The sequence below is a fragment of the Roseovarius autotrophicus genome (assembly GCF_018069895.1).
In the GTDB taxonomy this organism is placed as follows: domain Bacteria; phylum Pseudomonadota; class Alphaproteobacteria; order Rhodobacterales; family Rhodobacteraceae; genus Roseovarius; species Roseovarius autotrophicus.
On sequence record NZ_JAGQDH010000003.1, the window covers coordinates 138,892 to 159,969 of the forward strand.

A 21,078-nucleotide genomic window follows, 5' to 3' on the forward strand; every position below is an offset into this window, starting at 1 on the left:
GCGGATTGTCGCCGAACCTATCGTCTCGCGCTGCAATAGGGAAGCGGGCGGCAGGTGGTCAAGCGGGTTTGATGCGGTCTGCGCTTTCGCTGGTATCCGCCCTGCGGCAACGCTAGGGTCGCGCCCGTGACCGAGACCGCGCTGACATATTCCCCCGATCAGGCCGAGGCCCATGACCGCATCGCAGAGGCGCTGCGCGGTGTGGGCGTGGATATCGAAGGCGGCACGCTGATGCCCCCCGACGAGGGGCGGCGCGCGGTGATGGCCGTGCTGGGCAAGGCCGGGTCGGGCAAGACGCTGCTTCTGGCAGAACTTACCCGTGCGCTGGCGGCTGCCGGGGTCGAGACGATTTCGGGCGACTGGGAGGGGCGGCGGCGGCGCGAGCGGCGCACGCTGGCCATTCTCGCGCCCACCAACAAGGCGGCGAGCGTCTTGCGGATGCGCGGCGTGCCCGCGACCACGATTCACCGCATCCTTTACACGCCCGTCTATCACCCCGAATACGAGAAGATCGCCGAATGGCTGGCCGGGCAGGGCGAAAAGCCGGTGATCGAGGGGCTGACCGATCTGGCGCTCGACCGGGCGCTGGCGTTTTATCAGGCGCAGAAATCCATCCCCGGCGCGCTGGCGGCGGCGGGTTTGCGCGGCTCGGATTTTATCACCGGCTGGAAGCGGCGGGAAGAGCCGCTCGATATCGGGCTTGTCGATGAGGCAAGCATGCTTGACGCGCAGCAATTCGAGGATTTGCAGGAGATTTTTCCGACCCTGATCCTTTTTGGCGACCCGGCGCAATTGCCGCCTGTCAAATCCACCGGCGGCATGGTGTTCGAGAGCCTGCCCGCACCCGCGCGCCTGACGCTCAGCCGCATCCACCGGCAGGAGGCGGGCAATCCGATCCTCGATCTGGCGCATGCGCTGGCCGATCCGTCGCTCGATTTCCACGGTTTCGAGCGGATGGTCGAGGAGGCCGCGCGCCGCGACGAGCGCGTGCGCATGGCCGAACGGGTGGAGGTGGACCTGATGGCGCGCTCGCCGGTGCTTGTCTGGCGCAACGCCACGCGCATCCGCCTCATCAACGCGTTTCGCGCCGTGCATGAGGCCCCCGAAGCGGCATTGCTGCCCGGTGAGCCGTTGGTTTGCGACGGTATCGAATTGCCCCTCAAGCACCGCAAGAAGCGCCTCGATCTGGAGGCGCGCGGCCTTATCAAGGGCGCGCAGGTGGTCTATCTCGGCCCCGGCAAGCGGGCGGGTTTCTCGCGGCTGCACGTCATCGGGGCGGAAGACCCGCAGATTTCCGCCGCCTCGATCGTCAAGATCGAGAAGCCCGACGAGGAAGAACCGTTCATCCCCTTCGCCGCCAATATGGGGGCGGTTTTCCTGCACGGGGCGGCGGTGACGATCCACAAGGCGCAGGGCAGCCAATGGCCCGATGTGCAGGTCTTTGCGCCCGATATCTATGCGGCCGCGCGGATGGGGCGGTCGGAGGCGGGGCAACCCTTGTGGAAGCGGCTGGCCTATGTGGCGATCACGCGGGCCGAGGAGCGGCTCTACTGGGTGGTGCGCAACCGGCTGTCAAAGCCCACCGCGCCGCTCACGGTGGCGGATTTGCAGGCGCGGAGCGCGCCGTTGAGACTGGAGGTAGAGGAATGAAGAACATTCTCATCACCGGCGCGAGTGCCGGGATCGGGTCAGCCTGCGTGCGTGCCTTTCTCGATGCGGGCTGGCGCGTGGGGCTGATGGCGCGGCGCATGGACGCGCTGCAGGCGGTGGCGCAGGGCCATGCGGGGGCCGTGATCCTGCAAGGCGATGTGACCTCGCCCGAAGATGTGGCGCGCTGTTTCGGCGGTTTCGTGGCCCAGGCGGGGCGGCTTGACGTGCTGTTCAACAACGCGGGCAGTTTCGGGCGCGCGGCGACAATCGACGAGCTTGGCTATGACGAGTGGCGGCAGGTGGTGGAGGTGAACCTGCATGGCATGTTCCTGTGCGCGCAGGCGGCGTTCGGTCAGATGCGCCGGCAGGCGCCCAAGGGCGGGCGGATCATCAACAACGGCTCGATTTCGGCCCATGCGCCGCGCGAGGGCTCGGTCGCCTATACGACGACGAAACATGCGATCACCGGGCTGACCAGGACGCTCAGCCTCGATGGCCGCCCTTATGACATTGCTTGCGGGCAGATCGACATCGGCAACGCGCGCACCGAACTTCTGGAAGGCATCATTGCCGCCAATCCCGCCAACCCGCCCCCCACGATGGACGTGGACCATGTCGGGCGCGCCGTGCTCTCGATGGCCGAACTGCCGCTCGAGGCGAATGTGCAGTTCATGACGCTGATGGCGACGAAGATGCCCTTTATCGGGCGGGGGTGAGGGCTGTTAACGCAGCGTTCCCCGGTGACAAGCGCGGCGCGCTGGGTCACTCTCCGGCCAACCAAGGGAGAGAGCCATGACCGATTATCCGCACCTTCTGGCGCCCCTCGATCTGGGGCATGTGACCTTGCCGAACCGCGTGCTGATGGGGTCGATGCATACCGGGCTGGAGGAGACGCGCGACTGGAACCGGGTGGCGGAGTTCTATGCCGCGCGTGCGCGGGGGGGCGTGGGCCTCATGGTCACGGGGGGCATGGCGCCCAACCGCGAGGGGGGCGTGTTTCCCGGCGCGGCGGGGCTGTTCACGTCTGAGGACATTGCCAATCACCGGGTGGTGACAGACCGGGTGCATGAGGCAGGCGGGCGGATTGCCATGCAGATCCTCCATGCCGGGCGCTATGCTTACGGCAAGGACTGTGTCGCCCCCTCCCCCATCAAATCGCCGATATCGCCCTTCACGCCACAAGAGTTGGACGAGGCGGGGATCGAGCAACAGATCGCCGATATCGTCAAGGCGGCGGTGCGCGCGCGCGAGGCAGGCTATGACGGGGTCGAGGTGATGGGGTCCGAGGGGTATTTCCTCAACCAGTTCCTTGTGACGCATACCAACAAGCGCACGGATCGCTGGGGCGGCTCCTACGAGAACCGGATGCGGCTTCCGGTTGAGGTGGTGGCCCGGGTGCGTGAGGCTGTGGGCCTGGATTTCATCCTGATTTACCGGCTTAGCATGATCGACCTTATCCCCGAGGGCAGCACGCACGCCGAGGTGGTGCAGCTTGCCCGCGCGATAGAGGCGGCGGGGGCGTCGATCCTCAACACCGGGATCGGCTGGCACGAGGCGCGCATCCCGACGATCGCCACTTCCGTTCCGCGCGCGGGCTTTGCCTGGGTGACGAAAAAGCTGATGGGCAAGGTGGGGATTCCCATCATCACCTCGAACCGCATCAATACGCCCGAGGTGGGCGAGGCGGTGCTGGCCGATGGCTGCGCTGACATGGTGTCGATGGCGCGGCCCTTCCTTGCCGATGCGGAGTTCGTGAACAAGGCCGCCCAAGGGCGGGCCAAAACCATCGTGCCCTGCATCGCCTGCAATCAGGCGTGCCTCGATCATACCTTTTCGGGCAAGCTCACCTCCTGCCTTGTCAATCCGCGCGCCTGCCATGAGACCGATCTTGTCATCACGCCCACCGATGCGCCGAAACGCATCGCCGTTATCGGCGCCGGTCCCGCCGGTCTCTCGGCGGCGATCACGGCGGCGGGGCGGGGGCATGCGGTGACGCTTTATGACAGGGCGGGTGAGATCGGCGGCCAACTCAACATGGCCAAGCAGGTGCCGGGCAAGGAAGAGTTTCACGGGCTGGTGGACTGGTTCGCCACGATGCTGACCGAGAGCGGCGTGACGCTGCGGCTGGGGCACGAGGCGAGCGCCGATGATCTGGGCGGCTATGACGAGGTGATTGTGGCCACCGGCGTTTTGCCGCGTGATCCGGGGATACCGGGGCAGGACGGGTCCAACGTGCTGAGCTATATTGACGTGCTGCGCGGGCGCGCGGTGGCGGGCCACCGGGTGGCCGTGGTGGGCGCGGGCGGGATCGGGTTCGATGTGGCCGAGTATCTGGTCCATGACGGGCACAGCCCGGCCGAAGATATCGCGCTCTGGCGCACGGAATGGGGTGTGGACGATCCCGAGGTGGCGCGCGGCGGGGTTGCGCCCCAGGGGCCGAACCCCGCGCCGCCCGCGCGCGCGGTCACGCTGTTGCAGCGCAAGGCTGAGGCGCTTGGCAAGCGACTGGGCAAGACGACGGGCTGGATCCACCGCGCCGCGCTGCGGATGAAAGGCGTCGAGATGGTGGGCGGCGTGAATTACGAGCGCATCGACGCCGAGGGCCTGCATGTGAGCTTTGGCGAGGAGCGCGAGCGGCCCACTTTGATTGCGGCGGATACGATCGTGCTCTGCGCGGGCCAGGTGAGCGAGCGCAGCCTTGCGGATGCGCTGGCCGAGAGGGGCGCGACCTGTCACGTGATCGGTGGCGCGGATGTCGCTGCCGAACTCGATGCCAAGCGCGCCATTGATCAGGGCACGCGGCTGGCCGCCGCGCTCTGAGTCTTGATCCGGGGTGGCGGTGATCACCTTGGACATGACCGGGGCACCTTCGGGACGTGGTTGTGATCGCCGAGAACGAGTTGCAGCCTATGCCGGCCCGGCGGCAACTCTACCGTCGCCTCTGTCTGGCCGCAGCCGAAATGCCTGCGGTGATCGTCGGCGGGCTGGCCATGGCTCAATTCCTCCGCGCCGCCCTTGTCAAAGGGCGGGCGGTTGACCAGCAGGTGACAGGCCCGGTCCCAGTCACCTTCGCGTGTCCGCGGCGTTTCCATGCCATGAACGATTCTGACATGACCGCGATATTGTCAGGCACCTGCCGCAGTTGCGCCCGATTTTTCCGCCAGAACCGGTCTTCAGTAGCAAGAAGAGGGTTCAGCATGGATCGCCTGACGGAAATGGAAGCCTTCGCCACGGTGGTGGATCAGGGCGGCTTTACCGACGCGGCCCGAAAGATGGGCATTTCCAAATCCGCAGTGTCCAAGCATGTGTCGTCACTCGAGGCAAGGCTTGGGGCGCGGCTGCTCAACCGCACCACAAGGCGCGTCAGCCCGACCGAGATCGGCCTTGCCTATTACGACCGCGCCCTGCGGGTACTCAACGACGCAGGCGAGGCGGATGCGCTGGTCAGTTCCATGCAGTCCGACCCTTCGGGCCTTTTGCGCATTTCGGTCGCCACCGATTTCGGCGTCAATCATCTCAGCCCGATCCTCGGCCACTTCCTTGAGGAGTTCCCCGAAATCACCGTCAACATGGTTCTCAACAACCGCTATGTGGAACTGATTTCCGAGGGCTTCGACATGGCCGTGCGTATCGGCGATCTGGAAGACAGCACGCTGCGCGCGCGCAAACTGTCCGAGACGACCAAGCGGATGATCGCAAGCCCCGCGTATTTCGCCAGATATGGACGCCCCGAGAGAATCGACGATCTCAACGAGCACAAGCTGTTGCACTATTCCAGCCAAGGCGGCAACGCGGTCTGGAGGTTGACCGCGCCTTCGGGGGAAAAACGGCAGGTGCGCACGGCCGGGGGGCTCAGCGTCAATGATGGCCAATCGCTGCTCAATGCCGCGATCTCGGGGCTTGGTATCGCCTATCTGCCGTCGTTTCTCTATGCGAAACCGATGGCTGACGGGCTGATCGAGGATGCCATGCCCGATCTGCCGTTTGAAACGCTCGGCATCTACGCGGTCTATCCGCCAGGGCGCTTCACCCAGCCCAAGGTGCGCGCCTTCATCGATTTCCTCGTCCAGAGATTCGCCGAGAAAGGGCCGACGGACTGGTAGCCGCCGCCCATTTTCCTCCGTGCCGGTTATCGGCGCAGCTTTCATGGCCCGCCGCTCTGGCGGGTCTTTTCCCTTGGGTTTCTTGGGCGCACAGGGCGTGTGCACGGGATGCGCTTGTCAAACCGACTGTGCTGCAACAGTTAGCCTTTGATAAGGCGCGCAAGCGCGTTGCAACCAAGGGAAAAGATGATGACCAAACCGGTGCTGCTGTTGATCTCGGGCTCGTTGCGCAAGGGCTCTTACAATCGGATGCTGTTGTCGGAGGCCGCGCGTGCCTTTGGCGAGGCCGAGGTGGTCGAGGCCGATCTGTCGCTGCCGCTTTATGACGGCGATCTGGAAGAGGCCGAGGGCGTGCCGCAGATGGTCCAGACGCTTGCGGCGCAGATCAAGGGGGCCGATGCCATCGTGATCGGGGCGCCGGAATACAACAAGGGGATCACCGGGGTGCTCAAGAACGCGCTCGACTGGGTAAGCCGCGTACCGGGGAGCGCGTTCAGGGACAAGCCGACGGTGGTCGTTTCGGCCTCGGCGGGGCGCACCGGGGGCGAGACGGCGCAATTCATGACGCTCTCGTGCCTGACGCAGTTGCAGGCGCGCCTTGTGCCTGGCACGGCGGTGCTGATCGCCGGGGCGATGAACGCCTTTGACGAGGGTGGGCGACTCAAGGACGAGACGTCGCAAAGGCTGTTGATCGAGCGGATGGCAAGGCTGCGCGCCGAACTGGCGTGACATGAAGACGGGCCACCCCGGCAAGGGTGGCCCGATCCTTGTCAGCAATGCGGCGCGGCTCAGGCGTCGAGCCAGACCTGTTCGTAATGCATCTCGCGGAACTGGTGCGCGTTCACGTTCTTGACCCGGTCGGTATGGTGCAGAGCCTGGTTGCGCCAGAACGGCTGAATGATCACGCCGCTATCTTGCAACATGGACTGGAGTTTTGCGGAATGTTCCCGCCGCTTGTCGGCATCGAATACGCCCAGAGCCTTGGCCAGAAGCGCGTCGAACTCGGGGTTTTCATGCCCGCTCTCGTTCCACGCCTCGCCCGAGCGATAGGCCAGCGCCAGCACCTGCACACCAAGCGGCCGCGGTCCCCAGTTGGTGGTGGAGAAGGGATATTTCGTCCAGTCGTTCCAGAAGGTGTTGCCCGGCATCACCGTGCGCTTGACGTTGAAGCCCGCCTGCCGCAACTGCGCGCCGATGGCGTCGGTGGTGGTGGTGCGCCAGTCGCCGTCGATCGAGATGATCTCGATCTCGGTATCGCCATGCCCCGCCGCGCGGGCCATTTCGATGGCCTTGGCCGGATCGGCCTTGATCCTGGGCAATTCGGCATATTCGGGATGGAAGGGCGCAACATGGTGGTTCTCTGCCGGGATCCCCTCGTTGTTGATCGAGATGGCCAGCAGCACCGCGTTGTCACAGGCAAGCTGAATGGCGTTGCGCAATTCCTTGCTGTCATAGGGCGGCGTGTCCATGCGCATCCGGGCAACGATGGTGTTGGCGGTGGGTTTGGACTGCTTGATGAGGCCAAGCGCGTCATAGGCCTCGATGAAATCGGCGGTGGATTCGTCGTTGATATCCACCTCGTCGCCGTCGAAGGCCGCGACGATGGCCGAGTTGTCATTGCCGAAGTCGATGAAGCGGATGCCGTCGAGATAGACATCGCCGCCCCACCATTTGCCATCCTCGCGGCGTTTGACCTCGGCCGAATTGCCGATCTGGATATCGACAAGCTCGAACGGCCCGGTGCCGATAGGAGCCCTGGCCAGATCGCTGTCCTCGCCAAAGCTGCGGTGAACAACCAGCGCGGGATAATCCGACATGCCGGCAATCAAGGTGATATCGGGACGCGGCAGGTTGAGGCGCACGGTGAAATCGTCCACGCGCTCGATCGCGCCGGCCAGCGCCTTGCCGGTGTCAGGGTCGATCAGCGTGCCCATGCGCGCGGCCATGGAGTTGCCTTCGGCAGATTTGTCGCACCAACGCTCGAGGTTGTGGATCACGTCATCGGCGGTGAAAGCATCGCCGTTGTTCCACACCGCATTGCGACGCACCTTCAGCGTATAGGTCATGGCGTTGTCGCTGACCTCCCAGCCTTCCAGCAGCATGGGCTGAAAGCTGAAATCCGATGCCCAGCGAACCAGCGGTTCGCAGAACTGGCGGGCGACATTGCCTTTCTCGGTCCAGTCGTATTTGCGCGGATCGGTGATATCCATCACTTGCGAGGCCACGCGCAGCACCCCGCCGCGCTTGCCTTCCTGTGCTTGCGCAGGCGTCGGCGCGGCCATTCCCAAAAGGCCATAGGCCGCCGCCGAAGAGGCGCCAAAGGTCGAGGCAAGCGCCATGAACTCGCGCCGGTCCATCTTGCCCGCGCGCGTGTCCTCGGCGAGTTTTGCGACGACCGGGCGAACGGTGTCCTGTGTCTTGATCATGTCAATCTCCCTGTCTGATCCTGGCGTGGTGCCATTGTCGTTCATGGGCGGCTTTGATCCGAGTGTTACCAAGGAAAGCCCGGTGCCCCCGATTTTTCCCGGCAGTGGGTCGCTGTCGTTATCCGACCATGCCGCATGGCAAAGCCTAACCTGATTCCCCCCGCGGGATAGCCTGTTTGCGACAGATCGCCGCCAATTTGGCTTGAGACGGGCGCGGGGCGGGGCTAGACGATCCCCAAAGGAGCCCGCCCATGAGCCTCAACACATTCGGTCACCTCTTCCGCGTCACCACCTGGGGCGAGAGCCATGGGCCCGCGCTTGGCGCCACCGTCGATGGCTGCCCGCCCGGCGTGACGATTGACGAGGGGATGCTTCAGCACTGGCTCGACAAGCGGCGTCCAGGGCAGAACAGGAACATGACCCAGCGGCAGGAGGCGGATGCGGTGCGTATCCTCTCGGGCACCTACGAGGGTCAGACCACCGGCACGCCGATTCAGCTTATGATCGAGAACACCGACCAGCGTTCGCGCGATTATGGCGTGATCGCCCGCACCTTTCGCCCCGGCCATGCCGATCTGACCTATCATCTGAAATATGGTCTGCGCGATCCGCGTGGCGGGGGGCGCTCCTCGGCGCGAGAGACGGCGGCACGGGTGGCGGCGGGGGGCGTGGCGCGCGCCGCCCTTGGCACGCTGGTGCCGGGGCTTGTCATCAAGGGCTATATGGTCGCCATGGGCGAGATGGAACTGGACCGCGCCCGGTTTGACTGGGACGCCATCGACGGCAACGATTTCTGGCTACCCGATGCCGGGGCCGCGCCCGAATGGGAAAACTATCTGCAAAAGCTGCGCAAGGATCACGATTCGGTCGGTGCGGTGATCGAGGTGGTGGCGCGTGGCGTGCCAGCGGGCCTCGGCGCGCCAGTCTATGGCAAGCTCGACACCGATCTCGCCGCCGCGATGATGTCGATCAATGCCGTCAAGGGTGTCGAGATCGGCGAGGGCATGGCCGCCGCGCGCCTGCGCGGCTCGGAGAATGCCGACGAGATCTTCATGGGCGAGAACGGGCTGGAATTCGGTTCGAACCACGCGGGCGGTATCCTCGGCGGTATCTCGACCGGGCAGGAGATCACCGTGCGCTTCGCGGTCAAGCCCACCTCCTCGATCCTGACGCCACGCCGCTCGGTGACGGTGGAGGGCCAGCCCATCGAGGTCGTCACCAAGGGGCGTCACGACCCTTGTGTCGGCATCCGCGCCGTGCCGGTGGCCGAGGCGATGATGGCCTGCGTGCTGCTCGATCACCTGCTCTTGCATCGCGGGCAGGTGGGTGACGGGCCGCGCGGGCGGATCGGCTGACCCTTCCGGTTTCTTCTGGCTGTAAATATCCCGGGGGTTCGGGGGCTGGCCCCCGATCCACCCTCGATCACACGCGCTTTTGCCGGGACAGTTGCACCGCCAGAATCCCGGCCATGATCACCAGCACGCCGATAAGGTCCCAGAGGCGCAGCGCCTCGCCCAGAAGCGCCGCCGCGATGGCCACACCGAAGAACGGGTTGAGGAAATGGAAGGTTGCGCCGCGCGTGGCACCAATGCGCTCGACCAGCAGGAACCAGACCAGCGTCGCGGCCAGTCCCGGAATGAGCGTGGTGTAGAGAAACGCCAGCACAAGCGTCCAGCTCCAGTCGATGACCAGCGGTTCGGTCAGCAGCCCCAGTGGCCCGACGATGGCCGCGCCCACGATCATCTGCAAGCCCACCACCATCAGGAAATTCCCGCCCGAGGCCGCGCCGCGCACCGCGAGCGTGGCAAAGGCCAGTGCAAAGACCGCGATCACGCAAAGCACCACCCCGTAGAGGTCCATCCCGCCCTGAAACCGTGCCCCCATGATGACCGTCACGCCCGCCAGCCCGGCGACCAGCCCGAATATCCCCACCGGTCCCAGCCGCTCGCCCATGAAGGCCCATGCGAAGAACCCCACAAGCAGCGGCATGGTCGAGGCGATGATGGCGGCAAGCGAGGCCTCGATTGTCTGCATCGCCACGAAATTCAACCCCAGATAGAGCGCGTTCTGGCAGATGCCGAAAATGATCGTGGCGCGCCATTGCGCGCGCGTCAGTCGCCAGCTTTGCCCGAGCATGAGCGCAATCGCGATCCCCAGCAGTCCCGAGATCAGAAAGCGCAGGCCAAGCGCGGTCAGCGGCGGGGCGGCGGCGACGATGATCCGCGCCGAGGTGAAGGCCGAGGACCACATCAGGGCGAAGGCCAGCCCCATGCCGAGCGCACGCAGATCCATGGCTGTCTCCTGCCCCTCAATCGCCCCAGGCGTAATTGAAGCTCACGCTGATGCGGTCCTCATCGGACATGTTCATGGGCACCTCGTGGCGCAGCCACGATTCCCACAAAAGCACGTCGCCCACTTGCGGTGTCACATAGACAAAGCCGCGCATGTCCTGCCGCGCATCCTTGCGCCGGGGCGGGGCGGCCATCATCCGGGCCGAACGCGGATCTTCAAGCTTGAGCGCCGAGGCGCCTTCGGGCATGGCCACATAGGTGGTTCCGGAAATCACCGAATGGGGATGGATATGGCTTGAATGCATCCCGCCCTCGGGCAGGATGTTGATCCAGATATCCTCAAGCCGGAGCGCCTGTTCGCCGAGATCGAATTCGAGATCCCGCGCAAAGGCCGCCACATGCGCGTCGAGGACCTTGACCAGATCGGCGAAGATCGGAAACCGCCAGGGCAGGTCGGTGAGCGAGGCGTAGGAGGTGTAGCCGGGATAGCCTTCGGTCTCGCACCAGGCCTGCCCGGCCTCGTCATCTTCGGCGATGGAATAGCACGACGCCTCAAGCTCTTGCGCGTCGATTGCGGGGCCGTGCTCGCTCAGGCGGGCACGATAGAGGCGGGTCACGAAGAGCGAGTCGATCCTGGGCATGGGGTCGGTGTAGCCCAGCCGAACGGGGAAGGCGAGAGGGCGCGATGCGCCTCATTCCACCGCGATATTGTCGATGAGCCGAACGCCTGCCAGCCACGCGGCGGCGAAGAGCCGGGCAGGGCGGTCGGGCACGTCGAGCGCGGCGAGATCGTCCTGCGCGCGCAGATCGAGGTAATCGGCCCCGGTGAACCCGGCTTTGTCTAGCCTCGTCAGCGCTGCCTCGCGCAGGGGTGCAAAGGGCTTGCCTGCGCGCAGGCCAAGGGCGATCACCTCCATCTCCTCGTGCAGGCGAGGGGCCATGGTGCGCGCGCGGTCCGACAAGAGCAGGTTGCGCGAGGAAAGCGCCAGACCGTCGATGTCGCGGATCGTGGGGCAGCCATGCACCGTCACGCCCAGGTCGAGATCGGTGGCCATGCGGCGCACCACCAGGAACTGTTGATAGTCCTTCTCGCCGAAAAAGGCGTCAGTGGCCGAGGTCTGCGTAAAGAGCTTGGTCACCACGGTGGCCACCCCTTCGAAATGGCCGGGCCGCCAGGCCCCTTCCATCACGTCGGTCAAACCGCTGACCGAGACCGTGGTGGCGAAGGCGGGCGGATACATCTGCGCGCCATCCGGCACCCAGAGAGCATCGACGTCAAAGCGCGCGAGTTTGCGCGCGTCCTCTTCCTCTGTGCGGGGATAGCTGGCGAGATCCTGCGGGTTGTTGAACTGTTTCGGGTTGACGAAGATCGTCACGATCACCCGGTCGCAGGTGGCGCGGGCCGCCGCGACAAGCGAGAGATGCCCGTCATGCAGCGCCCCCATGGTGGGCACCACGCCGATACGCTCTCCAGCCCGTATCCAGGGCCGGGTGGCGGCGCGCAGGTCGGCAAGGCGGCGCAGGATCGGCGCGCTCAATTCGGCGCCTCCTCGGCGAAACCGTGCTCGGGCGCGGGAAAGGTTCCCGCGCGCACCTCGGCGGCATAGCTTGCGATCGCCGCCTCGCCATCCGCGCCGAGCGTGGCATAGCGCTTGACGAATTTCGGCTTGAAGGCGGTGAAAAGGCCAAGCATGTCATCGACCACGAGGATCTGCCCGTCACAGCCCGCGCCAGCGCCGATGCCGATCGTGGGGATGGGAATCTTGGCGGTGATCCGGTCGGCCAGCGCCGAAGGCACCTTTTCCAGCACCACCGAGAACGCGCCCGCGTCGCTCACCGCGCGCGCATCGGCCAGAAGCGCCTCGGCGGCGGTCCCCCGCCCCTGCACCTTGTAGCCGCCGAGCGTGTTGACCGATTGCGGCGTGAGGCCGATATGCGCCATCACCGGCACGCCGCGCGCCACGAGAAAGGCAATCGTTTCGGCCATGTGCCGCCCGCCTTCGAGCTTGACCGCGCCCGCGCCCGTCTCGCGCAGGAGTCGCGCGGCGTTGCGAAAGGCCAGCGTCGGGCTTTCCTCGTAGCTGCCAAAGGGCATGTCGATGACCATCATGGCGCGGCTGAGGCCGCGCGCCACCGCCTGCCCGTGCAGGATCATCATCTCCATGGTGACGCCAAGCGTTGAGGGCAGGCCATGCAGCACCATACCGACGCTGTCGCCCACGAGGACAAAGTCGCATTGCGCATCCATCATTCGCGCCATTGGCGTGGTATAGGCGGTAAGCGAGACGATGGGCGCGCGGCCCTTCATAGCCCGGATGTCATCGGGTAGGGGGGCGGATTTGCGGGCGGTGGCGCTCATGGCGGTCCCTCGGGGCTTTCTGCGTCGCGGCGCACGCTATCAAGCCGCGCGGGGAATATCCACACCCCATGTTTTCACCGCCAAATCCGGCCGCTGCGTCGCTTTCGGGCCGTGTTGGGTCGGATGGGCTTCGCGCCGTCTGGCAGGACTGGTAAACATCCGGGGAAATGCCTGAACGGAGTCGGCTATCATGAAAACCCAGGTCAAGGCCCTTGTCGTCGGCGGCGGGGCCGTCGGCACCTCTATAGCTTATCATCTGGCCCGCGCGGGCTGGTCGGATGTGATGCTGCTGGAGCGCGACGAATTGACTTCCGGCTCCACATGGCACGCGGCGGGGCTCTTGCCGCTGTTCAACATGTCCTTTGCCACCACCCATATCCACAAGTATTCGGTCGATTTCTACAAGACGCTGGAGGCCGAGACCGGCCTCAACGCCGGGTTCGCCGTGGTGGGCAACCTGCGCATGGCCCAGACTGACGCGCGCATGGACGAATACATGCTCTATGCCTCGACCGCCGAGACCTGTGGCGTGCCCTACGAGTGGCTGACCCCCGACGAGATCAAGGCGCGCTGGCCGCTGATCAATACCTCTGACCTCAAGGGCGCGCTCTATCACAACACCGACGGTTATATTAACCCCGCCGATGTGACGCAGGCCATGGCCAAGGGCGCGCGTCAGCGCGGCGTGATGATCGAGCGCAAGTGGCAGGCGGATGCGTTCCACTGGAACGGCGAGGCCTGGGAAGTCACCTGCACCAAGATGGTGGAAAAAGGCGGCAACCTCGTGCCCTCGGACGAGCAGATCGTGATCACCGCCGAGCATGTGGTGACCGCAAGCGGCAACCACGCGCAGACCACCGCGCGCAAACTGGGCATCAGGATCCCCGCGATCCCGGTCGAACATCAGTTCGTCGTGATGGATCAGGATCCCGCACTTGTGGATTACCGCGCGAAGGGCGGGCGCGAGCATCCCGTGATCCGTGACGCCGATGCGCAGAGCTATGTGCGCGAGGAACGCGGCGGCTGGATTCTGGGGGTCTATGAGAAGAACGCGCCAGCCTGCTTTGAATATGGCGTGCCGGACAGTTTCCGCGCAGACCTCTTCCCGCTGGCACTGGAGCGGATCGAAGAACAATACATGGCGATGATCCACCGCATCCCGTCTTGCGAGGAGTCGGGCCTCAAGGATGATTTCAACGGCCCGATCTGCTATACGCCCGATGGCAACCCGCTGGTCGGCCCCGCGCCGGGCTTGCGCAACATGTGGCTGGCCGAGGGTTTTTCCTTCGGCATCACGGCGGCGGGGGGCACCGGTTATTACCTCGCGCAACTGATGGTCAATGGCGAGGCCGAGATCGACATGGCGAGCCTTGATCCCAAGCGCTATTCCTCAAGCTGGATGACCACCGAATTCGCCGCGCGCAAGAACGAGGAATGCTACGACCACGTCTATATCCTGCACCACCCGGACGAAGAACGCCCGGCCTGCCGCCCGCTGCGCACCGCCCCCGCCTATGAGCGGCAAAAGGCGCGTGGCGCGCAGTTCGGGTTCGTCAATGGCTGGGAGCGGCCCAACTATTACGGGCCTCTCGATGCGCCCGAAACCTTTGACCACGACGCCCGCAGCTTCCGTCGCGGCGGCTGGTGGCAGTATGCCGTGGACGAGGCAAGGGCCGTGCGCGAGGGCGTGGGCCTGATCGACGCCACCGCCTTCACCAAACATGTGGTCAAGGGGCCGGGGGCGACGGCCTTCCTCGACTGGTTCACCTGCAACAAGTTGCCGAAAGTGGGCCGGATCAACCTGACCTATGCGCTGACCGATCACGGCACGACGCGCACGGAATACACCATCGTGCGATTGAAAGAGCACGAATATTACCTCGTCTCCGCCGGGGCCTGGACGGAATACGATGCCGATTACCTGCGCAAGGCCGCCGAGGATATGGCGCCCGAGTTCGGCTATATCGAGATTCAGGACGTGACCACGCAATGGGGTGTCTTTGCCATCGCCGGGCCAAAATCGCGCGATGTTCTGGGTGAGGTGATCAAGGACGCCGACCCGGCAACGGCGCTCAGCAACAAGCGGTTTCCGTGGCTCTCGGCAAAGCGGATCGAGCTGGGCATGTGCCCGGTCAACGCCATCCGCGTGGCCTATACCGGCGAATTGGGCTGGGAACTGCATCACCCGATCGAGATGCAGACTTACCTTTTTGACCTGCTCGAAAAAGCCGGTGAAAAGCACGGGATGACGCTGGTGGGCGCGCGCGCGCAAAACTGGCTGCGGCAGGAAAAGAGCTATCGCGCCTTCGGTAATGAATTGGGCCGGGACGCGACGCCGCTGGAGGCTGATCTGCCCCGCTTCGTTGATCTGGACAAGGAGTTCCGTGGCAAGGCCCGGATGATCGAGACCGGTGTGCGCTCCAAATGCTGCACGCTGCTGATCGACGGGCCGCAGGATGCCGACCCCTGGGGGCGCGAGGCGCTCTATACCCCGGAGGGGGAGCGCATCGGGCGTCTCACCTCGGGCGGCTATTCGGTGGCCTTCGGCAAGTCGATTGGCATGGGCTATGTCCGGCCCGATCTGGCGGTGCAGGGGACGCGGCTCAAGGTGCGGATGTTCAATGAACTCTGGGACGCCACCGTGACCTGCGACAGCCCCTATGACCCGAAAAACGAGACAATCCGCAAGGACGGGTGAGGTCGTGAGAGGGGGCCGTCGGGCGCCCCCTTATTCGTTGCTTGATTTCAGATGCCTGCGCGTCACCGCCCTGCCACCAGCAAGAGATTGTTGGCGGGCATTGCGCGGGGCGCCTGTGGCGTCAGTCCGGCAGCGTCAAGCCAGCCGGTGACCTGGGCCACGTCCTTGTAGCCGATTTCGGGATCTTGCGCGACAAGGCTTGCGTGAAAGCGCGCATCGCCTTCGGAGGTGGCGCGACCCTCGCGCAGGAAGGGGCCGTAGAGCGTGAAATGGCCCCCAGGGGCAAGCGCTCCGGCGGTTTCGTTGATGAGAGTCTGTGCCTCGGGCGCGCTGATGAGGTGGAGAAGATTGACCACCACCACAAGCGCCTGACCGCGATGCGCCGCGCCCCAGCCGGGGGCGGTGGCGTCAAGCGCGAGGGCCGGATGCAGGTTTGGAAGGGCCGCATCGGCACAATAGGCGTCGATGCTGGCAAGGCGGGCCGGGTCGATTTCGGAGGGTTGCCAGACAAGGCCGGGCATGGCGCGGGCGAAGGCCACCACATGCTGCCCGGTGCCGCTGGCAAGTTCAAGCGCTTGGCCAGTCACGGGGACGATGGCGCAAAGCGCCTCGGTGATCGCATCGGCATTGCGCGCGGCCGAAGGCGCGAACAGCTTGCCACCTGCGGCCCCTTCGGCGATCGAGGCGGTGTCGGGCAGGTTGAGGCGGCGGGGCATCAAATCTCCTCGCTGCGGTCTGTGGCGGGTGGCGGCGCGGGAATGAGCGCAGAGAGCCGGTCGAAAAGCGCCTGATCCATGTGGAAATCGAGCGCGGCGAGCGAGGGGTCAAGCTGCGCGGGCGCGGAGGCGGAGATGATCGGCACCGGCCCGAGCGGATGCCGCGCCACCCAAGCCACGGCAAGCGTGGCGGGATCGGCGCCAACCTCCCTGGCAATGGCGTCGAGATCGGCAGCGGCGCGGTGCAGATGATCGCCCGCGTAGCGTGCGGCATAGGTGCGGTTCTCTGTGATCCGCCCACCCTCGCCGCGCACATACTTTCCGGTCAGAAGCCCGCCCGCGAGCGGCGAATAACAGGCCGCGACCATCCCCTCGGCCTGTGCCATGGGCAGGATCTCGACCTCGGCCTGACGTTTCACGAGGTTGAACATCGGTTGCAGGATCGAGATGGAATAGCCCAGCCTTTGGGCGATACAAGCGGCCTTCATCACCTGCCACGCGGCGAAATTAGACAGGCCCACATGGCCGATCTGGTCGCGCTCGCGCAGTTCCGCGAAGGTCTCCATCGTCTCTTCAAGCGGCGTCTCCGGGTCGAAGCGGTGGAGATAGAGGATCTCCACCCGGTCCATGCCGAGGCGGCGGCGCGAGGCGTCGAACTGCGCCATCATGGTGGCGCGGCTTGCCCCGCCCTCATGGCCCACCTTGGTGGCGATGACGAGACGCTCTCGCATCGGGGCAGCGAGGCGACCGAGAATCGTCTCGGACGCGCCACCGGTATAAAGATAGGCCGTGTCGAAATGGGTGATGCCGGCCGCGAGGCAGGCCTCGAACATGGCCTGGGCTTGGGCCTCGTCGGCCTTGCCGCCGAATTGCATCGTGCCAAAGGCAAAGCGGCTGACCGGGGTTCCGTCGGGGGAGGTGATGTGCTGATCCATGAGCGCGAGGGTGCCACGGGTCGGCGCGGAAGGGAACGGGGGTTGTGACGGACTGTCACTCTGTCGCCTTGCATTGTGCGGGCAGGCGGCTTAGGCGGTAAGCCACTCACCGCACAGGACCGACGCCCATGAAGATGCACGAGACATTCATCAAGCCCATGCACCCCGAGGGACGCAAGTTTGTTGCGATCTTTGCCGCAATCGCGCTGTTGCTGTTCCTGCTGTGGGAGCCGCTAGGCATTGTGGGTCTCGGTCTCACGGTCTGGTGTTATTATTTCTTTCGCGACCCCGAGCGCGTGACACCCGCCCGTCCTGGCCTGATCGTCAGCCCCGCCGACGGCATCGTGTCGCTGATCGAGCCGGTGGTGCCGCCCGCCGAACTGGGCCTGCCCGATGTGCCCCTGACGCGGGTGAGCGTGTTCATGTCGGTGTTCAACTGCCATGTGAACCGCGCGCCGGTGGCCGGGATCGTAACGAAGATCGCCTATCGTCCCGGCAAGTTCCTCAATGCCTCGCTCGACAAGGCGAGCGAGGATAACGAGCGCAACGGAATCGTGATCGAAATGGCCGATGGCCGCGTGCTGCCGGTGGTGCAGATCGCGGGGCTCGTGGCGCGGCGAATCGTCTGTTTCGTGCATGAGGGCGAGAGCGTGTCGCGCGGCGGGCGGTTTGGCCTCATCCGTTTCGGATCTCGGCTCGATGTCTACCTGCCCGAAGGCGTGATCCCGCTGGTGCGGGTCGGGCAGACCATGGTGGCCGGCGAAACCGTGATGGCGGAGCTTCACGCATGACGGGGACGCCTCGCAGCCCGCGCAAGGAAGTGACGCTCGCGCAGTTGTTGCCCAACATGCTGACGGTGGCGGCGATCTGCGCCGGGATCACGGCAATTCGCATGGGTGTGCAGGGCGACTATGTGCGCGCGGTGCAGCTTCTCTTGATCGCGGCGGTGCTTGATGGGCTGGACGGGCGGCTGGCGCGGTTGTTGCGCAGCACTTCGGCCATGGGGGCAGAGCTCGATTCGCTGGCCGATTTCCTTAATTTCGGCGTCGCGGCCCCCTTGGTAATCTATTACTGGGGCTTGCAGGACGCGCGGCACGCGGGCTGGATTGCGGTGCTGTTCTTTGCGGTCTGCTGCGTGATGCGGCTGGCGCGCTTCAACGTCTCGTCGCGCGAAGAGGGGGCCAAGGGCGGCTCGGGGGCCTATTTCGAGGGACTGCCCTCGCCTGCGGGGGCCCTGCTGGCAATGCTGCCCATGTTCGTGACTTTCGCACTACCGGGCATGACCAAGCCGCCCGCGGCACTAATCGGTCTTTACATGGCTGCCATGGGCCTTCTGATGATTTTGCCGGTGCCGGTCTGGTCGTTCAAGAAGACGCGAATATCGCGCGAGAACGTCAAGTTCTTCCTGCTGGGCTTTGCCTGCGTCGCTGCAGCGCTGGTTATTTTTACCTGGGGTGCACTGATCGTGCTGTGTCTTGCGTATATCGCAATGATGATCTGGGCGGCACTGGTATGGCATCCCCAAAACAGGTAGGAAGAAATCATGGAGCTTGACGCCGTTCGAAATTCCTATGCCCGTTGGGCGCCGGTCTACGACGCCACTTTCGGCAAGATCACCCATGCAGGGCGGCGCGCGGCGGTGGATCACATCAACGTGCGCGGGGGCGATGTGCTCGAGGTGGGTGTGGGCACGGGCCTCTCGCTCGAAGCCTATGATCCAGGGCTGCGCGTGACCGGCGTGGATTACAGCCCCGCGATGCTGCGCAAGGCGCGTGCGCGGGTCGCCCGGCTGGGGTTGAGGCAGGTCGCCGGACTGCGGCGGATGGATGCGCGCAAGCTCGATTTCCCCGATGCGAGTTTCGATACGGTGGCGGCCATGCATGTACTTTCGGTCGTGCCCGAACCCGAGCGCGTCATGGCCGAAATCGCCCGCGTGTTGCGACCCGGCGGGCAGGTGGTGATCACCAACCATTTCAAGCACGAGCGCGGCGTCTGGGCCGGATTGGCGCGCGTAGCGGCCCCTCTCGAACGGGTGCTTGGCTGGCATTCGGATTTCGAGATCGGCACCGTGCTGCGCGAGGACGCGCTTGACGTCGTGGATCAGCGTGGCCTGCCGCCGATGGGCATGATGACCTTTCTGGTGCTGGAGAAGCGCGCGGGCTGAGCGCGATCAGTCGAAGGTGCCTGCGACCCGCCCGAGCAGCATGAAGGCGCGGGCGGTGCGGGTGTCGGACAACTCCGAGATTTCCGTGTCCGACGCCGTCTCGGCGAACTGTGTGAACATCCGGTCAAAGAGCCGCAGGAAATGGTGTGCCGCGTCGCGAAAGATCGTGTCCTGTTTCATCCGTGCCGCTGTCAGCGCCAGCGAGGAGCGATCGCGGATGCCGCCAAGCGCGGCGATGGCGCGCCCGCGCTCGCCGGCGGCGAAGCGGCGCCAGATTTCGGGCCGCGCCATGTCGGGGCGCAGATCGTCCATGTAGATGCCATCTTGCGACATCAGCGTGAGCACGTCCTGCGCGGCGCGGATGAGTTGCGCGGTCGGGCGGTCCTTGAGCGCGCGGCGCAGCGCGGTGAACCCGGCCTTGTCCTCGGGGCTTTCGGGAAAGTTGAGCGCCCGGATGAAATCGGGGCGTTCCAGCGGCGGCGTAACCTCCTCCACCGGGGTGCCAAGCGGCAGCGCCACCTGATCGCCGGGGGCCACGGGCGGGGGCGGCGTGGGGCGAACAGGGCGCGGTTCGGGTTGGTGCGCGCGCACCGAGGAAAAGGTTGCAAGCGCCGTCTCGGTCTTGCGCTGTGCGGCGACGATTTCGTCGAGCTTTTGCGCCACGCTCTTGTCCACCGCCGCACCAAGGGACTGATTCTGTGCGATATAGGCATCGCGGATCCCGTCGATGGCGGCACGCAGGCGTGCGCTTTCCTCGCGCATGGTGCGGCTGGCGCGGGCGGCGGTGGCCCCCAGCCAGAGCATCGCAACCGGCATGAACACAGCGATGAGCACGGTGATGAAATGCAGGACCACACCCGCGCCGGACTCGGTCGGGGCGAGGACCAGAAACCAGAGCGCCGCGCCCGCAAGCCAGAACACCGATAGCACTGCTGCCGCCAGTTCAACAGAAGTCAGCTGCGGGCGCGTGGCAATCTTGGGGTCTGGATGTCGGGCCATGGGCTGGGACGCCTGTCAGATATAGGCGATCTTTAGCACCTCGTAGGACCGCTCGCCACCCGGTGTGCGCACTTCGACGCTGTCACCTGCTTCCTTGCCGATCAATGCCCGGGCAATGGGCGATTTCATGTTGAGAAGCCCCGCCTCGATATTGGCCTCATGTTCGCCGACGATCTGCCATGTGTGCTCTTCGTCGGTGTCCTCATCGACCAGCGTCACCGTCGCACCGAACTTGATCGGGCCCGAAAGCTTGGTCGGGTCGATGACTTCGGCAAGGCTCAGGATGCTCTCGATTTCCTTGATCCGCCCCTCGATGAAGGACTGTTTCTCCTTGGCCGAGTGATATTCGGCATTTTCCGAAAGATCACCATGCTCTCGCGCCTCGGCGATGGCGCGGATGATGGCCGGACGCTCGACTGACTTGAGCTGCTTGAGCTCTTTTTCCAGCGCGGCGTGACCGCCTGCGGTCATCGGGATCTTTTCCATTCCACTCGTCCATTGTCAGAAGCGGGGCCGCGCATCGCCGGGCCCCGTCAGTGTCGTTTCCACGTTCGCCAGAGATTGCACGATGCGCGCGCCCGATTGCAAGAGCCGATGCGCGCTGCGTCGTTTTCTGCGCGTTTACGTGACAAATTGCCGGTTTCGGGGCGGCATAACGTCGTGTTCCGATTGACTCTGGACGCGGGCGCGATAGGCAGAACCGAAAGAATGTTGCGCGGCGGACGCGACGCGCCAGA

General features: G+C 65.1%; 20 protein-coding genes. 10 read left to right on the top strand and 10 right to left on the bottom strand.

All coding sequences use genetic code 11. The annotated features are described in order from the left end of the window. Positions 1-126: 126 nt before the first annotated feature. The 3 genes from KAK09_RS05300 (at position 127) to KAK09_RS05310 (ending at position 4,470) form a co-directional block, all read left to right on the top strand. The gene (locus KAK09_RS05300) at positions 127-1,650 is read left to right on the top strand and encodes an AAA family ATPase (protein WP_210877881.1); all 1,524 of its coding nucleotides are present in this window, start codon (positions 127-129) and stop codon (positions 1,648-1,650) included. After that, a complete protein-coding gene (locus tag KAK09_RS05305) occupies positions 1,647-2,366 on the top strand; it encodes an SDR family oxidoreductase (protein ID WP_210877882.1) in 720 nt (239 codons plus the stop codon). Before KAK09_RS05300 ends, KAK09_RS05305 begins: the two co-directional genes overlap by 4 nt. Before the next feature lie 76 nt (positions 2,367-2,442). Then, positions 2,443-4,470, top strand: a complete 2,028-nt coding sequence (locus KAK09_RS05310; protein ID WP_210877883.1) for an NADPH-dependent 2,4-dienoyl-CoA reductase — start codon at positions 2,443-2,445, stop codon at positions 4,468-4,470. Positions 4,471-4,493: 23 nt separating this feature from the next. Here KAK09_RS05310 and KAK09_RS05315 read toward each other — a convergent pair whose 3' ends face one another. Continuing rightward, the gene (locus KAK09_RS05315) at positions 4,494-4,742 is read right to left on the bottom strand and encodes a DUF4399 domain-containing protein (RefSeq protein ID WP_247651079.1); all 249 of its coding nucleotides are present in this window, start codon (positions 4,740-4,742) and stop codon (positions 4,494-4,496) included. Between the two features lie 105 nt (positions 4,743-4,847). Between KAK09_RS05315 and KAK09_RS05320 the strand changes: the two genes are divergently transcribed. Both KAK09_RS05320 and KAK09_RS05325 read left to right on the top strand, forming a co-directional pair. Continuing rightward, on the top strand, positions 4,848-5,753 hold the full coding sequence (locus KAK09_RS05320; RefSeq protein ID WP_210877884.1) for a LysR family transcriptional regulator: 906 nt from the start codon (positions 4,848-4,850) through the stop codon (positions 5,751-5,753). A 189-nt stretch (positions 5,754-5,942) separates the two neighbouring features. Then, the gene (locus KAK09_RS05325; RefSeq protein ID WP_210877885.1) at positions 5,943-6,482 is read left to right on the top strand and encodes an NADPH-dependent FMN reductase; all 540 of its coding nucleotides are present in this window, start codon (positions 5,943-5,945) and stop codon (positions 6,480-6,482) included. 59 nt (positions 6,483-6,541) lie between these two features. On the opposite strand, the gene KAK09_RS05330 is transcribed toward KAK09_RS05325, so the two are convergent. Then, entirely contained in the window at positions 6,542-8,179 is a 1,638-nt protein-coding gene (locus tag KAK09_RS05330) for an ABC transporter substrate-binding protein (protein ID WP_210877886.1), read from the bottom strand. Between the two features lie 251 nt (positions 8,180-8,430). Here KAK09_RS05330 and aroC point away from each other — a divergent pair, with 251 nt between their 5' ends. Beyond that, positions 8,431-9,534 carry a chorismate synthase gene (gene aroC, locus KAK09_RS05335; protein ID WP_210877887.1) on the top strand — a complete coding sequence of 368 codons (1,104 nt, stop codon included), beginning with the start codon at positions 8,431-8,433 and terminating at the stop codon, positions 9,532-9,534. 67 nt (positions 9,535-9,601) lie between these two features. On the opposite strand, the gene KAK09_RS05340 is transcribed toward aroC, so the two are convergent. Genes KAK09_RS05340 through panB form a run of 4 tightly spaced genes read right to left on the bottom strand, consistent with a single transcriptional unit; the run spans position 9,602 to position 12,829 of the window. Further along, positions 9,602-10,471 (bottom strand): DMT family transporter, encoded by an 870-nt coding sequence (locus tag KAK09_RS05340; protein WP_210877888.1) that lies wholly within the window; start codon positions 10,469-10,471, stop codon positions 9,602-9,604. 16 nt (positions 10,472-10,487) lie between these two features. Beyond that, positions 10,488-11,111 carry a 2OG-Fe(II) oxygenase family protein gene (locus KAK09_RS05345; protein ID WP_210877889.1) on the bottom strand — a complete coding sequence of 208 codons (624 nt, stop codon included), beginning with the start codon at positions 11,109-11,111 and terminating at the stop codon, positions 10,488-10,490. A 51-nt stretch (positions 11,112-11,162) separates the two neighbouring features. Then, entirely contained in the window at positions 11,163-12,008 is an 846-nt protein-coding gene (gene panC / locus KAK09_RS05350; protein WP_210877890.1) for a pantoate--beta-alanine ligase, read from the bottom strand. Then, positions 12,005-12,829, bottom strand: coding sequence for a 3-methyl-2-oxobutanoate hydroxymethyltransferase (gene panB / locus KAK09_RS05355; protein ID WP_210877891.1), 825 nt, complete (start codon positions 12,827-12,829; stop codon positions 12,005-12,007). Before panB ends, panC begins: the two co-directional genes overlap by 4 nt. A gap of 190 nt (positions 12,830-13,019) precedes the next feature. Between panB and KAK09_RS05360 the strand changes: the two genes are divergently transcribed. Then, positions 13,020-15,527 carry a GcvT family protein gene (locus KAK09_RS05360; RefSeq protein WP_210877892.1) on the top strand — a complete coding sequence of 836 codons (2,508 nt, stop codon included), beginning with the start codon at positions 13,020-13,022 and terminating at the stop codon, positions 15,525-15,527. A gap of 62 nt (positions 15,528-15,589) precedes the next feature. Here KAK09_RS05360 and KAK09_RS05365 read toward each other — a convergent pair whose 3' ends face one another. Further along, the gene (locus KAK09_RS05365; RefSeq protein ID WP_210877893.1) at positions 15,590-16,243 is read right to left on the bottom strand and encodes a DUF938 domain-containing protein; all 654 of its coding nucleotides are present in this window, start codon (positions 16,241-16,243) and stop codon (positions 15,590-15,592) included. Then, positions 16,243-17,178 carry an aldo/keto reductase gene (locus KAK09_RS05370; protein ID WP_210877894.1) on the bottom strand — a complete coding sequence of 312 codons (936 nt, stop codon included), beginning with the start codon at positions 17,176-17,178 and terminating at the stop codon, positions 16,243-16,245. The genes KAK09_RS05365 and KAK09_RS05370 overlap by 1 nt, the downstream gene beginning before the upstream one ends. A 128-nt stretch (positions 17,179-17,306) precedes the next feature. Between KAK09_RS05370 and KAK09_RS05375 the strand changes: the two genes are divergently transcribed. From KAK09_RS05375 to KAK09_RS05385, 3 genes are read left to right on the top strand one after another with little or no spacing between them, the layout of a single operon-like run. Next, positions 17,307-17,969: a phosphatidylserine decarboxylase gene (locus KAK09_RS05375; protein ID WP_210877895.1), complete on the top strand. Its 663-nt coding sequence runs from the start codon at positions 17,307-17,309 to the stop codon at positions 17,967-17,969. Beyond that, positions 17,966-18,712: a CDP-alcohol phosphatidyltransferase family protein gene (locus KAK09_RS05380; protein ID WP_247651080.1), complete on the top strand. Its 747-nt coding sequence runs from the start codon at positions 17,966-17,968 to the stop codon at positions 18,710-18,712. Before KAK09_RS05375 ends, KAK09_RS05380 begins: the two co-directional genes overlap by 4 nt. Before the next feature lie 9 nt (positions 18,713-18,721). Further along, positions 18,722-19,342, top strand: coding sequence for a class I SAM-dependent methyltransferase (locus KAK09_RS05385; protein ID WP_210877896.1), 621 nt, complete (start codon positions 18,722-18,724; stop codon positions 19,340-19,342). 6 nt (positions 19,343-19,348) lie between these two features. Here KAK09_RS05385 and KAK09_RS05390 read toward each other — a convergent pair whose 3' ends face one another. Together KAK09_RS05390 and greA are read right to left on the bottom strand one after the other, a co-directional pair. After that, a complete protein-coding gene (locus KAK09_RS05390) occupies positions 19,349-20,341 on the bottom strand; it encodes a hypothetical protein (protein ID WP_210877897.1) in 993 nt (330 codons plus the stop codon). Between the two features lie 15 nt (positions 20,342-20,356). Next, a complete protein-coding gene (greA, locus tag KAK09_RS05395) occupies positions 20,357-20,827 on the bottom strand; it encodes a transcription elongation factor GreA (RefSeq protein WP_210877898.1) in 471 nt (156 codons plus the stop codon). Between the last annotated feature and the right edge of the window lie 251 nt (positions 20,828-21,078).

Excerpts from the sequence above, each read along its gene's own strand:
- KAK09_RS05305 (WP_210877882.1), top strand. The coding sequence starts at position 1,647 with ATGAAGAACATTCTCATCACCGGCGCGAGTGCCGGGATCGGGTCAGCC.
- KAK09_RS05310 (WP_210877883.1), top strand. The coding sequence starts at position 2,443 with ATGACCGATTATCCGCACCTTCTGGCGCCCCTCGATCTGGGGCATGTG.
- KAK09_RS05315 (WP_247651079.1), bottom strand. The coding sequence starts at position 4,742 with ATGGAAACGCCGCGGACACGCGAAGGTGACTGGGACCGGGCCTGTCAC.
- KAK09_RS05320 (WP_210877884.1), top strand. The coding sequence starts at position 4,848 with ATGGATCGCCTGACGGAAATGGAAGCCTTCGCCACGGTGGTGGATCAG.
- KAK09_RS05325 (WP_210877885.1), top strand. The coding sequence starts at position 5,943 with ATGACCAAACCGGTGCTGCTGTTGATCTCGGGCTCGTTGCGCAAGGGC.
- KAK09_RS05330 (WP_210877886.1), bottom strand. The coding sequence starts at position 8,179 with ATGATCAAGACACAGGACACCGTTCGCCCGGTCGTCGCAAAACTCGCC.
- aroC (WP_210877887.1), top strand. The coding sequence starts at position 8,431 with ATGAGCCTCAACACATTCGGTCACCTCTTCCGCGTCACCACCTGGGGC.
- KAK09_RS05340 (WP_210877888.1), bottom strand. The coding sequence starts at position 10,471 with ATGGATCTGCGTGCGCTCGGCATGGGGCTGGCCTTCGCCCTGATGTGG.
- KAK09_RS05345 (WP_210877889.1), bottom strand. The coding sequence starts at position 11,111 with ATGCCCAGGATCGACTCGCTCTTCGTGACCCGCCTCTATCGTGCCCGC.
- panB (WP_210877891.1), bottom strand. The coding sequence starts at position 12,829 with ATGAGCGCCACCGCCCGCAAATCCGCCCCCCTACCCGATGACATCCGG.
- KAK09_RS05360 (WP_210877892.1), top strand. The coding sequence starts at position 13,020 with ATGAAAACCCAGGTCAAGGCCCTTGTCGTCGGCGGCGGGGCCGTCGGC.
- KAK09_RS05365 (WP_210877893.1), bottom strand. The coding sequence starts at position 16,243 with ATGCCCCGCCGCCTCAACCTGCCCGACACCGCCTCGATCGCCGAAGGG.
- KAK09_RS05370 (WP_210877894.1), bottom strand. The coding sequence starts at position 17,178 with ATGGATCAGCACATCACCTCCCCCGACGGAACCCCGGTCAGCCGCTTT.
- KAK09_RS05375 (WP_210877895.1), top strand. The coding sequence starts at position 17,307 with ATGAAGATGCACGAGACATTCATCAAGCCCATGCACCCCGAGGGACGC.
- KAK09_RS05380 (WP_247651080.1), top strand. The coding sequence starts at position 17,966 with ATGACGGGGACGCCTCGCAGCCCGCGCAAGGAAGTGACGCTCGCGCAG.
- KAK09_RS05385 (WP_210877896.1), top strand. The coding sequence starts at position 18,722 with ATGGAGCTTGACGCCGTTCGAAATTCCTATGCCCGTTGGGCGCCGGTC.
- KAK09_RS05390 (WP_210877897.1), bottom strand. The coding sequence starts at position 20,341 with ATGGCCCGACATCCAGACCCCAAGATTGCCACGCGCCCGCAGCTGACT.
- greA (WP_210877898.1), bottom strand. The coding sequence starts at position 20,827 with ATGGAAAAGATCCCGATGACCGCAGGCGGTCACGCCGCGCTGGAAAAA.